Source organism: Actinoplanes sp. NPDC023936, assembly GCF_040639325.1.
GTDB lineage: Bacteria > Actinomycetota > Actinomycetes > Mycobacteriales > Micromonosporaceae > Actinoplanes.
In genome coordinates, this window is the sequence record NZ_JBEZZR010000060.1 from 1 (window position 1) to 12,576 (window position 12,576).

Consider the following 12,576-nt stretch of genomic DNA (forward strand, 5'->3'; position numbering starts at 1 on the left):
GCGCTACCTCGCCCGCCACCTATTCACCATCATCAAGAAAGCATTCCCGCAGGCCACAGCCCCACTCAACACTTGACAAACATAGGGGCTTCCCACACAGCCAAAACGCCCCGGGAACCTGCCCCAACGACGGCTCGCATCCCCCAGCCGTAGCCCACACAGCCAAAACGCCCCGGGAACCTGCGTCAGCTACGGCTCGCGGCAATGACTCGGAGAGCACCGGCCCGTCAAGGAGTGGGGAACTCCTCCACCGGCTTGCCCTCCATGTAATCGGCGAGAGTCCGGTAGACCGCCGGGTTGACGATGTCGTGCGACATCCGGTCGGTGTGGTTGGCCCAGTCCGGGTTGGCCAGGTAACCGGCCACGACCAGGGAACGGGTCCCGACGACCAGCGCCGCTGTCTTGTCACGGTCGGTGGTTCCGGTCTTGCCGAACACCGGGTGGCCGACCACGCTGCGCACCTGCGGGGCCGTCGAGCCGGCACAGGTGCCGAGCTGGGCCTGGTCGCCGACCGGGCAGCGAGCCGCGTCGAGCGCCTTGCGGGCCACCGCCGCCGATGTCGCCTGGGTGCACTTCGCCTTGCCGGCGTCGACCGCCGCGCCGTCCGCGTTGGTGATCGACGCGATCGGCGTGGGTGTGCAGTACCTGCCGTCGGCGGCGAGGGTGGCGTACGCGTTGGCGATGTCCAGCGGTGTGGACGCGGAGACGCCGAGGGTGAAGGCGCCCCAGTCGTTCGCCGAGTTCTTCGCCATGTTCGCGTCGTCGGAGTTGCGGAACGTGATGCCGAACCGTTGCGCGACGTCGACCACGCTCGCCGCACCGACTCGTTCCTGCAGCGGCACGAAGTACGTGTTGACCGACTTGCCGAACGCGGTCCACATGTTGAAGTTGCCGGCCTCGCTGGCGGACGCGTTGCTCGGGCACCAGTATCCGCCGCACGACGAGGAGGACGAGTCGCGGTACTGCGACGTGTACCGCGCCGGCGAGTTGATCGTGGTGTCCAGGCCCATGCCGTTCTCCAGGGCGGCGACCATCGTGAACATCTTGAACACCGAGCCGGCCTGGTATCCGGAGAGATCGGCGCTGCCGGTGATGATCGGGTTGGTGGTGTTCGGGTAGGTCGCCCGGACGCCCTGTTTCGCCAGCGCCGGGTTCGAGGAGAGCGGGTTCGACGGGTTGTCCGCGTCGTCGATCTTGTACTTGCGGTTCGCGGCCAGGGCCCGGACGGCTCCGGTGCCGGGCTCGACGGCCGCCAGCATCAGCGCGTTGGGGTTCTTGTCCGACGTACGGGCGGTGATCTCCTTACGGGCGTCCGCCTGGGCGTCCACGTCGAGCGTGGTGACGATCCGGTATCCGCCGCTCTTGAGCATCCGCTCCCGGTCGTACGAGGTGTCGCCGAACTCGGCCTGGCCCAGCCACCAGCGGTAGAAATAGTCGCAGAAGAAGCCCCACTGGTTCTTCGCGACGTTGACGCAGCCGCTGCTCGGCCGTTTCGTGGTGCGGCCGAGCTTCACCTTCTTGGCCGCGGTGGCCTCGTCGGCGGTGATCTGGCCCAGGCTGAGCATGTTGTCGATGATGTAGTCGCGACGGGCCAGGGCCTGCGGATATCCGGTCTTGGTGGTGGGGTCGAACGCGGTCGGCGCCTTCACCATGCCGGCCAGCAGGGCCGCTTCGGCGACGGTCAGGTCGGCCGGTGTCTTGCTGAAGTAGACCTGCGCGGCGGCGTTGATGCCATACGCGCCGTTGCCGAACGGCGCCATGTTGAGATAGCGCTCCAGGATCTGCTGTTTCGTCAGTTCCTTCTCGACCTGGATGGCGTATTTCATCTCGCTGAGCTTGCGCGACGCGGTGTCCTTCGTCGCGTTCACGACCTCCTGCGGGTCGGTCGCCGAGTACGCCTGCGCCATCCGCACGTACTGCATGGTCAGCGTGGACGCGCCCTGCCGGCCGCCACCCTGGTTGTTGTTGACGAACGCGCGGGCGACACCCTTCACGTCGACGCCGTTGTGCTCGTAGAACTTGTGGTCCTCGGCCGCGACGATGGCGTCCTGCATGTTCTGCGAGACCTTGGCGAGCGGCACGTTGCTGCGGAACTCGTCGTACATGACGGCGATCTGTGTCTTGCCGTCGGAGGCGTAGACCCGCGACACCTGGGGTGACGTCTGCGTGATCAGCTCCGAGGGCAGCTCTTCCCACTCCTCGGAACCGGCTTTCGCGGCGAGACCGGCGATCGCGGCGGCGGGGAACGACGCGGCGGCGACCACGAGCGCGGCCAGAAGGCCGCAGACGACCAGGACGCCGGCGCTGCGGAGCGTATTCGATTTGCGGGCAGTCACCCCAACCAGGCTAATGATCAAGATCGCCGGCGTTCAGGGCAAAGGAGGTTCGTCACAGTTGGTAACCCGCAACTCTGCTTCACCCGGCGGCGAGCGTGCCGGTCGCCGCCGGGTGAGGCACGGTGCGGATCAGGCGGGCTCCACCGGAAGCCAGAGCTCGCAGGTCGCGGTGCTGAAGTCCGCGGCCCGCTCGAGGACGCTGACGATCGAGGGACCGGGCCGCATCCGCCACGGGTTGGACGGGAACCACTCGGTCGCCGTGGCCGCCCACGTCGACTGGAGGGTCTGCGGGTAGGGCCCGCTGCTGCGGAACACCGCCCAGCGCCCGGCCGGCACCTCGATCACGTCGAGGTCGTCCGGCACGGCGCCGGCGCCCGACAGCGCGACACCGTGCAGGTAGGTCAGCTCGCTGCCCTCCGGCGACTCCTGTTCGACCCCGTCGGTGACCGCGAGGATCCCGGCCGGCTCGGTGTCGCCGAGGCCCTTGAGACGCACGTGCTCCTCGGCCGGGATCGCGGCGATGTGCTGCTGGATGTGCGGGTTGACGCCCTCGTGGATCAGCGGCACGCGGGTGGCGTGCCCGACCAGGCGGAACGCGGGACGGTCGGCGAGGCGGGTGTCCATGGGGGTGCTCCCTTCGACGGTCAGGCGGAACCTGAGCTGTGGTTGTGTGCGAAGGGGGCCGCCGTCCCGGCGTACCTCGCCGGGCCCGGCGCCGTGCACCGCCCGGAACGCCCGGCCGAACGCCTCGGCCGAGGTGTACCCGTGCCGCACCGCGACGGTCAGCAGGTCGTCCTCGGCGCGGATCACGTCGGCGGCCGCCACCGTCATCCGGCGCCGGCGCGCGTACTCCGACAACGGCATGCCGGCGAGCGACGAGAACATCCGGCGCAGGTGGTACTCGGTGGTGCCGGCCGATCGGGCCACCGCGCCGAGATCGACGTCGCCGTTCTCGACGAGGTCGACGATCCGGTTGAGTGCCGCGATCATGCTGGCCTCCCTTCATCACCCAGCCTGGCCGGGGCCGGCGGTTCCGCGCCCGACCGCAGCGGACCGATCCGATCATGCCCCCGGACGGTACGGTCGGCCTGGTGGACACAACCGAGAGCCGCGTACTCGACGCCATCGACGAACAAGCCCTGGTCACCGACCTGGTCAGCATGATCCGGGTGCCGAGCGTGACCGGCACCGACGCCGAGTCCGAGCTGCAGCACTGGCACGCCGGGCAGCTCAGCGCGCTCGGCTTCGACGTCGACACGTGGAAGCTGAACCTGGCCGAGCTCGCCGCCCACCCGGACCATCCGGGCACCGAGGCGCCCCGGACCGAGGGGTACGGGGTGGCTGCCACGCTCGGCCCGTCCGGCGTGCCCGCGCTCGTCCTGCAGGGGCACGTCGACGTGGTGCCCACCGGCGACCTGGACAGGTGGGACGACCGGGACCCGTGGAGCGGCACGATCCGCCACAACGCGGTGCACGGCCGGGGCGCCTGCGACATGAAGGCCGGCGTGGTCGCGAACCTGGCCGTCGCCCGCGCGCTGGTCGCCGCCGGGGTGACGCTGGAACGGCCGTTCGGCCTGCACACGGTGGTCAGCGAGGAGGACGGCGGACTGGGCGCGTTCGCCACGATGCTGCGCGGGCACCGCGCCGAGGCGGCCGTGCTCACCGAGCCGACGAGCGGGAACATCGTGGTCGCCAACGCCGGCGCGCTCACCTTCGAGCTGCGGGTTCCCGGTCGCGCCGCGCACGGCAGCACCCGGCTCGCCGGGCACAGCGCGATCGACGCGTTCCTGCCGGTGCACGCCGCTGTCGCCGAGCTGGAACGGGAGCGCAACGCGAACCCGGATCCGGTCTTCGACGGCAACCCGCTGCCGTACCCGATCTCGATCGGCACCCTGCGGGCCGGCGACTGGGCGAGCAGCGTTCCCGACCTGCTCGTCGCGGAGGGCCGCCTCGGCGTCCGGCTCGGCGAGCCGCCGGCGAAGGCGCGGGCCGCCCTGGAGCACGCGATCGCCGAGGCCTGCCGCCGCGACCCGTGGCTGCGGGATCACCCGGTCGCGGTGACCTGGCCGGGCGGCCAATTCGCCAGCGGGCGCATCGACCCGGCGCATCCGCTGGTCACCGACGTGATCGGCGCGATCCGTTCGGCGGAGGGCCGCGAGGTGGCGACGACGGCCGCGCCGTACGGCAGCGACCTGCGCCTCTACAGCGGCCTCGGCGGCATCCCGACCCTGCACTACGGCCCCGGCGACGTCCGCCTCGCGCACGCGCCGCGCGAGCTGGTCGACATCGACGAGCTGATCCGGACCACCCGCACCCTGGCCGTCCTCGCCGTCCGCCGCTGCGCCGCCCACCTCTGACAGCACGCCGTAAAACATTGCGACTGTATTGCCAAACGCGCTACGGTGTTTGGCAATACAGTCGTATTGGAGGATCGTCATGCTGGTCGTCCCGCTCGCCCAGGCCACCTCGCGCGACAGCGCCGGAGGGAAGGCGGCCACGCTCGGCGAGCTGATCCGCGCCGGGGAGAACGTGCCGGACGGCTTCGTCGTCACCACCGAGGCGTACCGGCGCGGCACGATCCCGCGCGACGAGGTGGCGGTCGCCTACCACCGGCTCGGCGGCGGCCCGGTCGCCGTCCGCTCCAGCGCCACCGCCGAGGACCTGCCCGGCGCGAGCTTCGCCGGCCAGCACGACACCATCCTGGACGTGACCGATCTCGATGGCGTGCTCGCGGCGATCACCCGGTGCTGGGACTCGGTGCGCTCGCCCCGCGCGGTCACCTACCGGCAGGCGCACGACCTCCCCGAGCCGTCGATGGCCGTCATCGTGCAGCGAATGGTCACGGCCACGACGGCGGGCGTGCTCTTCACCGCCGACCCGGTCACCGGCTGCCGCACCTCGATGCTCGTCGAGTCGGCGAACGGGCCCGGCGCCGGGGTGGTCGACGGCACCGCGCCGGTCGACCGCCACATCCCCGCCGAGGGCACCGCGCTGCACGCGATGGGCCGGCGGCTCCAGGAGCGTTTCGCGGCGCCGCAGGACGCCGAGTGGGCCGTGGACGCCGGCGGCGCCCTCTGGCTGCTCCAGTCCCGCCCGATCACCACGCTCTTCCCGGCGCCGCCGCCGGACGACGGCCGGCAGCCCCGGATCTATGTGGAATTCGGTCACGTCCAGGGCATGCTGCGCCCGGTCACCCCGGCGGGCATGTCCGGCCTCCAGCAGATGATCTCCGCGATGATGGCGTCGCTCGGCGTGCGGGCCGAGATCGTCGACATCGGCGGCCGTCTCTATGGCGACCTCTCCGACCTGGCCCGGCACCCGGCAGCCCGGAAACGCCTGGTCAAACTGATGGCCGTCGACTTCGGCCCGCGCGCCCAGGCCGTCATGGAACACATCCTCGCCGACCCCCGTTTCGCCCCCGCCCCCCAACCCGCGAAACCCCGATCACAATCTTCCCTGGGTACGGGTCTCCGCGCGGTCACCGGCATCCTCCGCGCCCTCGCCAGTCCCGCCGCCGCGCGACTGCGCGTCCTCGACGCCGCCGACCGCCTCCGCCTCGCCTCCGCCGCCCCGGACACCCTGCGGACCTCCGAGCAGAGGCTCGCGTTCGTCACCGCCGACGCCCCGTCCGCCGACGATCCGGCCACCGGGCCGGCCACCGCCGATCCGGCCGGCGCCGCTGACGACCTCACCTGGCCGATCGTCGCCGGCCTGCTCGCCGCCGCCCTGCCGGCCGAGCTGCTGGCCGGCATCGCCACCCGGGCCGAGATCCACGCCGTGCTCGGCGGCGTGCCGCACAACGTGACGATCGAGATGGACCTGGCGCTGTGGCAGATCGCCCGGGCGGTCTCGGCCGAGCACCGTGAGCTGCTGCTCGGGTCGCCACCGGACGCCCTCGCCGAGCGGTACCGCCGCGGCGACCTCCCGCCCATCGGCGTCGAGGAGTTCCTGGAGAAGTACGGCCACCGCGGCCCGGCCGAGGCCGATCTCGGTGTGCCGCGCTGGAGCGAGGACCCGTCCGGGGTCTTCGCGGCGATCGCGAACTACCTTCGCGTGACCGACATGGATCAGGCGCCGGACGTCCGGTTCGCCCGTGCCGCGGCGGCCGGCGAGACCGCCCTGGACGAGCTGTCCCGCCGGGTCCGGTGGCGGCGGCCGGTCCGCGGGAACCTGGCGGTGTTCCTGCTGCGCCGGGCCCGCGCGCTGTCCGGACTGCGGGAGTACGGCAAGTTCGCCGGGCTGTACCGGTTGTCGGCCGTACGCGGGCAACTGCTGTTGATCGGCTCTGACCTCGCCGGCCGGGGACTTCTCGGCGAGCCCTCCGACGTCATGTTCCTGACCCTCGACGAGACCGCCGAGGCCGTGCGGTCCGGCGCCGACCACCGCCCGCTCGTGGCCGAGCGCCGGGCCACCCACCGCGCCGAGTCCCGCCGGCGGCACGTGCCGGTCGCCCTGCTCTCCGACGGCACCGACGTGGAGACCCTGCTCCCGCCGGACGCGGACGCCGCCGGGTGGCGCGGTGTCGGCGCGTCCCCGGGGAAGGTGACCGGGCCGGCTCGCATCGTGCACGATCCGTCGCGGGCCCGGATCGAGCCCGGCGACATCCTCGTGGTGTCCACCACCGACCCGGCGTGGACGCCCCTCTTCCTCACCGCCGGCGGCCTGGTCAGCGAGACCGGGGCGGTGATGGCGCACGGCCCGACGGTCGCCCGCGAGTACGGCCTGCCCGCCGTGATCAGCGTCCGGGACGCCACCACCCTGATCACCGACGGCCAGCTGATCACCGTGGACGGCGCGGCCGGCACCGTCACGGCCGCGTGACACGATCGCTGCCATGCCGAAGAAGGTGGACCACCGAGAGCGCCGCACGCGGATCGCCGACGCGCTGATGCGGGTCGCCGCGCAGCAGGGCCTGGAAGCGGTGAGCCTGCGTCACGTGGCCGCCGAGGCCGGTGTCTCGGCCGGCATGGTGCAGCACTACTTCCGCACCAAGGACGAGATGATGACGTTCGCGATGGACGTCGTGAAGGACCGCAACGAGGCCCGCGTCACCGCCGCGATCGCCGCGCTCGGCCCGGATCCCGCGCCGCGGCTGCTGCTGCGCACGTTCCTGGCGACGCTGCTGCCGCTCGGCGAGGAGTCCCGCGCCGACGGCCGGGTGGCCCTCGCGTTCCTGGCCTACACGGCCGTGCGCCCGGCGGCCACCCCGGCGCTGCGCGAGGACACCGGCCGGATGCTCGGTTTTTTGGCGAGCCTGCTGCCCACCACGGACCCGGCGGCGGCGGCCGGCCTGCTCGCGCTGATGGAGGGCCTCGGCGTCTACCTGCTCGGCGGCCAGTACACCGACGAGCAGGCCCTGGCCGCCCTCGATGCCCAGCTGGACCGTCTCTTCTGACGGCACCGGCTTCTTCTGACGGCACCGGCTCTTCTACCGGCTGAGGCGGGCGGCCACCCCGTCCAGCAGCAGGTCCAGGGCCTTGGGGTAGGCGCTGTCCACCATCTCCGGCGCGAGCAGGGGCGCGACCTCGGCGATGTGCGGGTGCGTGGCGGCCGGGACCCGGCGGTAGGTCGACTGCCACATCTCCTCGTCGGAGCGCAGCGCCGCGTTCGGCAGCGCCAGCGACGCCGCGTCCAGGGCCGCGAAGGCCAGGGTCTGGTCGATGAACGCGTGGTAGACCGCCACCACGTCGCGCACCGGCAGGCCCGCGCCGCGGAGCACCGCGAGGACCGCCTCGTCGGCGGCCAGCTCGTTGGCCCGGCCGGTGACCCGGCTGGTGGTCAGCACCGCCGCCTGAGGATGGGAGACATAGGCGCCGTGGATGCGCAGTCCGAGCGTACGCAAGTCGTCTCGCCAGTTCCCTGAGGGTGACCATCCGCGCAGAGCCTGACCGATGAGGGTGTCGCCGATGGCCAGGGTGAGCTCGTCCATCCCGCGGAAGTAGCGGTAGAGGGTGCTCGGGTCGCAGTCGAGCGCGAGGCCGAGGCGGCGGGCGGTCAGGCCGGCGCTGCCGTGCTCGCGCAGCAGGCGCAGCGCGGTCTCGACGATGAGCTGCTCGGACAGGACGGTTCCGCTGCGGGTCGGCCGGCGGCGGCGGCGTTTCTCCTCGGACACCACGATCTTCGGCATCGGCGCATCTTATGCCAACGCAGTTGACCATAGCGATGACAACAGCGTCTGATCGAGATTCCGCACACAGATCGAAAGGAAACCTCGATGCGAATCCTGCTGGTGGGCGCCGGCGGCGTTGGCACGGCCATCACCCGGATCGCCGCCCGGCGGCCGTTCTTCGACGAGATGATCGTCGCCGACTACGACCTGGCGCGGGCCCAGGCGGCTGCCGCCGCGACCGGCGACCCCCGGTTCCGCGCCGCCCGGATCGACGCGAGCGAGACCGACGCGGTCGTCGAGCTGATCCGGCGGACCCGCAGCGACTACCTGCTCAACGCGACCGATCCCCGGTTCGTCATGACGCTCTTCTCCGCCGCGCAGCAGGCCGGCGCCGGGTACCTCGACATGGCGATGTCGCTGTCCCGGCCGCACCCCGAGCGGCCCTACGAGCAGGTCGGGGTGATGCTCGGCGACGAGCAGTTCGCCCGCGCCGAGCAGTGGCAGCGCTCCGGCCGGCTGGCGCTGGTCGGGATGGGTGTCGAGCCGGGACTGTCGGACGTGTTCGCCCGCTACGCCGCCGACGAGCTCTTCGACGCCATCGAGGAGGTCGGCGTCCGGGACGGGTCCAACCTCACCGTGGACGGCCTGGAGTTCGCGCCCAGCTTCAACATCTGGACCACGATCGAGGAGTGCCTGAACCCGCCGATCATCTGGGAGCGCGGCCGGGGCTGGTTCACCACGGCGCCGTTCAGCGAGCCCGAGACGTTCGACTTCCCCGAAGGCATCGGGCCGGTGCAGTGCGTGAACGTGGAGCACGAGGAGGTGCTGCTCATCCCGCGCTGGGTGGACGCGCGACGGGTCACCTTCAAGTACGGGCTGGGCGAGGACTTCATCCGTACGCTCAAGACGCTGCACCAGATCGGCCTGGACCGCACCGAAGGGGTGATCGTCCCGGGCCCGCAGGGACCGGTGACGGTGAGCCCGCGGGACGTGGTCGCCGCGAGCCTGCCCGACCCGGCCACGCTCGGCGCCCGGATGCGGGGCAAGACCTGCGCCGGCACCTGGGTGCGTGGCGTCAAGGACGGCCGGGAGCGCGAGGTCTACCTCTACCACGTGGTCGACAACGAGTGGTCGATGGCCGAGTACGGCTGCCAGGCCGTCGTCTGGCAGACCGCGATCAACCCGGTGGTGGCCCTGGAGCTGCTCGCGAGCGGCGCGTGGACCGGCGCCGGGGTCCTCGGCCCGGAGGCGCTGCCGCCCCGGCCGTTCCTCGACCTGCTGACCGCGTACGGCTCGCCCTGGCGGATCCGCGAGACCGACCTGCGGGACACCGCTCCCCCGGCCCGCGCCACGCACGCGGCCGACCTGGTAATTTGAAAGTTCAACAGGGTATAACTGGTGACATGAGCACCCCGATCAAGGTGGATGTCTGGTCCGACATCGCCTGCCCGTTCTGCTACATCGGCAAGCGCAAGTTCGAGGCCGCGGTCCTGGCCTCCGGCGTCCCGGTGGAGGTGGAGTACCACTCCTTCGAGCTCTCCCCGGACACCCCCGAGGACTACGCCGGCAGCCACGCCGACTACCTCGGCGCGAAGCTCGGCGCCGGCCCGGCCCAGATCCGCTCGATGGAGGCGCAGACCACCGCGCTCGCCGCCACGGTCGGGCTGGACTTCAAGTACGACGCGGTCCAGCCGACCCGCACCCGCAAGGCGCACGAGCTGCTGCACTACGCCAAGGCGCACGGCCGCCAGGCCGAGGTGAAGGACCGGCTGCTCGCCGCGTACTTCACCGACGGGGTGAACGTCGGCCGCGTCGGCGAGCTTGCCGACCTCGCCGCCGAGCTGGGCTTCGACCGCGACGACGTGGTCCGCTCGCTGGAGAGCGGCGAGTACGCCGACGAGGTCGAGTTCGACATCAAGACCGCCACCGAGTACGGCATCAGCGGCGTGCCGTTCTTCGTCTTCGAGAACAAGTACGCGGTCTCCGGCGCGCAGGACCCGTCCACGTTCGCCGGGGTGCTCACCAAGGTCGCGGGTGAGAAGGCATGAAGTTCATCCAGCTCATCACGGACGACGCGGCGGTGTGCGCGGGCGGGGCCTGCGCGGCGCCTCCGGTGCCGGCCGAGTCCGCAGCGGGCGACGTCCCGCCGGCCGGGGATCGGGAGTCCGCCGTCGTGCGGCCCGAGCCGGAGGTCACCGTCGTGCGGCCCGAGCCGGAGGTCACCGTCAAAGACCGGATGTGACGACGTGAAGCAGCCGGTGACCGGGCGGCCGCACGGTCCAGCACGGTCACCGGCCGCCGCCCGTCACGGCCGGGCGTTCCACCGACTCATCGGTGTTGCTGATCATCTGAAGAAGGACCTTGAGCGTCGTGACGTAGTCCGCGTCATCGATGTTCTCGTGGATGCGCGCCCGGATCGCCGGCGCATGCTGCTTCAGGCGGACCCGCGCGTCCTCGCCCGCGTCGGTGATCCACAGTCGTCCCGCGTCGTCCCGCGTCAGCCATCCGCGCTCCACCAGGACGTCCGCTTCGGCGCCGAGGTCGTCCTCGGCTCGCAGGTACGAGCTCATCGCCTGCCGGAGCTCCGGAATGGTCCTCCCTCCACCTTCGGGCAGCAGGTCGTTCGTGGAGAGGTTGCGCAGCAGCCAGAACTGGGGCTGCGTGAAGCCAACTTCGGCAAACCGTGCCCGGGTGAAGGCGATCAGCGACTCATAGGCGACACCCGTCCAATAGGCGGCGGGTTGAGCGGCGAGTTCGGCGTCGGATAGCTGTGGCGTCCTCATGCGTGCACCGTAGAACCTCAACCTCCCTTGAGATCAAGGGTCACGGTCTCCCGTCCGACTGTTACCGACCGTGAAACGACCGGTAACTTCGCGCGGTCATCCGACGACACCCGGGTTAGCGTCGTCGGATGATCCACCCGTCCGCGCGCACCACCCGGCGTGGTGATCTGCCGGTTCCCGGTCCGCGCCGGCCACCGGACTCGGCGGGGACGGTGCTGCGCGCGATCCTCGATCACGGGCCGATCGCGCGGAGCTCGGTGGCCCGGGCGACCCGCCTCTCGGCCGCGTCGGTCAGCGGCGTGACCGCGTCGCTTCTGGACCGCGGGCTGATCCGGGAGGCGCCGGAGGCGGCCGGTCCGCCGGGGATCGGCCGGCCGCACGTCCCGCTGGACATCGAGTGCGACGCGGTGGGTGTGATCGGCGTGCACATCGCGGTCCCCCGGACCACTGTGGCGCTGCTCGACCTCCGCGGGCGGGTGGTCGCACAGCGGCAGGATCCGCACGACGGGCGGGACCCGGAGCGCGTCCTCGCGGCCCTGGTCGCGCGGATCGCCGCGGTCCGCCGCCAGGGCGGCGCGCAGCGCCGGATCCTCGCTCTCGGTCTCGCGACCGGCGGCTGGGTGGATGCTTCCCGGGGTACGGTCGTCGAGCACCCGGCCCTCGGATGGCAGGACGTGCCGGTCGGCGCCGTGCTGGCCGGGGCGACCGGGCTGCCGGTGCGGGTGGACAGCAACTCCCGCGCGCTGCTGCGCGCCGAGCAGCTCTTCGGCGCGGCCGCGGCACAGGCCCGGGAGAGCGCCGTGCTGCTGTTCGCAGGCAACGTCGTCGATGTCGCGTTCGCCACCGGCGGCGTGATCCATCAGGGACCCCGGTCGGCGTCCGGCGCTGTCGCGCATCTGCCGGTCGAGGGGTGCGACGAGCTCTGTTCGTGCGGGCGCACCGGGTGCCTGCAGGCCGCCGTCTCCGAGCGGGTCCTGGTCCGGCGCGCCCTGGCAGCCGGGCTGATCGAACGGCCGGACATCCACGGCATCGTCGACGCGGCGCAGCGCGGCGGCGCGGGCGCCCTCGCGTTGCTCCGGGACCGGGCCCGCCTGGTCGGGCGCGCCGCGGCGCTGCTGCACGACCTGTTCGACCCGGAGGTCCTGGTGGTCGCCGAGGGCGGCGCGAACCGGATCCCGGAGTGCCTGGCGACAGTGCGGGCGCAACTGTCCCCGGACGTGGCGGCCACCGTGCGCGCCTCCAGCTTCCCGGACCACGTGCTGGCGACAGCCGGTGGCGCGGTCGCGCTCGATCAGGTCTACGCCACGCCGCCGCAACCAGCCGTTACTTAATTCATCGTGGCGCATGC

General features: G+C 71.9%; 11 protein-coding genes. 7 read left to right on the top strand and 4 right to left on the bottom strand.

Annotated elements, in window-relative coordinates:
• Positions 1-227: 227 nt before the first annotated feature.
• Both AB0F72_RS39920 and AB0F72_RS39925 read right to left on the bottom strand, forming a co-directional pair.
• Positions 228-2,336, bottom strand: coding sequence for a transglycosylase domain-containing protein (locus tag AB0F72_RS39920; RefSeq protein WP_360443699.1), 2,109 nt, complete (start codon positions 2,334-2,336; stop codon positions 228-230).
• A 129-nt stretch (positions 2,337-2,465) separates the two neighbouring features.
• Entirely contained in the window at positions 2,466-3,326 is an 861-nt protein-coding gene (locus AB0F72_RS39925) for a GyrI-like domain-containing protein (protein ID WP_360443703.1), read from the bottom strand.
• 101 nt (positions 3,327-3,427) lie between these two features.
• On the opposite strand from AB0F72_RS39925, the gene AB0F72_RS39930 reads away from it, so the two are divergent.
• From AB0F72_RS39930 to AB0F72_RS39940, 3 genes are all read left to right on the top strand, one after another.
• On the top strand, positions 3,428-4,693 hold the full coding sequence (locus tag AB0F72_RS39930; RefSeq protein ID WP_360443706.1) for an ArgE/DapE family deacylase: 1,266 nt from the start codon (positions 3,428-3,430) through the stop codon (positions 4,691-4,693).
• A 79-nt stretch (positions 4,694-4,772) separates the two neighbouring features.
• Positions 4,773-7,157 carry a PEP/pyruvate-binding domain-containing protein gene (locus tag AB0F72_RS39935; RefSeq protein WP_360443709.1) on the top strand — a complete coding sequence of 795 codons (2,385 nt, stop codon included), beginning with the start codon at positions 4,773-4,775 and terminating at the stop codon, positions 7,155-7,157.
• A gap of 13 nt (positions 7,158-7,170) precedes the next feature.
• Positions 7,171-7,731, top strand: a complete 561-nt coding sequence (locus tag AB0F72_RS39940; RefSeq protein WP_360443712.1) for a TetR family transcriptional regulator — start codon at positions 7,171-7,173, stop codon at positions 7,729-7,731.
• A gap of 33 nt (positions 7,732-7,764) precedes the next feature.
• On the opposite strand, the gene AB0F72_RS39945 is transcribed toward AB0F72_RS39940, so the two are convergent.
• Positions 7,765-8,463 (bottom strand): TetR/AcrR family transcriptional regulator, encoded by a 699-nt coding sequence (locus tag AB0F72_RS39945; RefSeq protein ID WP_360443714.1) that lies wholly within the window; start codon positions 8,461-8,463, stop codon positions 7,765-7,767.
• Between the two features lie 87 nt (positions 8,464-8,550).
• On the opposite strand from AB0F72_RS39945, the gene AB0F72_RS39950 reads away from it, so the two are divergent.
• Genes AB0F72_RS39950 through AB0F72_RS39960 form a run of 3 tightly spaced genes read left to right on the top strand, consistent with a single transcriptional unit; the run spans position 8,551 to position 10,687 of the window.
• Entirely contained in the window at positions 8,551-9,822 is a 1,272-nt protein-coding gene (locus AB0F72_RS39950; protein ID WP_360443717.1) for a saccharopine dehydrogenase C-terminal domain-containing protein, read from the top strand.
• Positions 9,823-9,848: 26 nt separating this feature from the next.
• The gene (locus AB0F72_RS39955; protein ID WP_360443720.1) at positions 9,849-10,493 is read left to right on the top strand and encodes a DsbA family oxidoreductase; all 645 of its coding nucleotides are present in this window, start codon (positions 9,849-9,851) and stop codon (positions 10,491-10,493) included.
• On the top strand, positions 10,490-10,687 hold the full coding sequence (locus tag AB0F72_RS39960; protein ID WP_360443723.1) for a hypothetical protein: 198 nt from the start codon (positions 10,490-10,492) through the stop codon (positions 10,685-10,687). The genes AB0F72_RS39955 and AB0F72_RS39960 overlap by 4 nt, the downstream gene beginning before the upstream one ends.
• Positions 10,688-10,733: 46 nt before the next feature.
• Here the strand turns inward: AB0F72_RS39960 and AB0F72_RS39965 are convergent, their stop codons facing one another.
• Complete coding sequence (locus tag AB0F72_RS39965) at positions 10,734-11,228, bottom strand: MarR family winged helix-turn-helix transcriptional regulator (RefSeq protein WP_360443726.1); 495 nt, start codon at positions 11,226-11,228, stop codon at positions 10,734-10,736.
• A gap of 128 nt (positions 11,229-11,356) precedes the next feature.
• On the opposite strand from AB0F72_RS39965, the gene AB0F72_RS39970 reads away from it, so the two are divergent.
• Positions 11,357-12,559, top strand: coding sequence for an ROK family transcriptional regulator (locus AB0F72_RS39970; protein WP_360443729.1), 1,203 nt, complete (start codon positions 11,357-11,359; stop codon positions 12,557-12,559).
• Positions 12,560-12,576 lie beyond the last annotated feature (17 nt).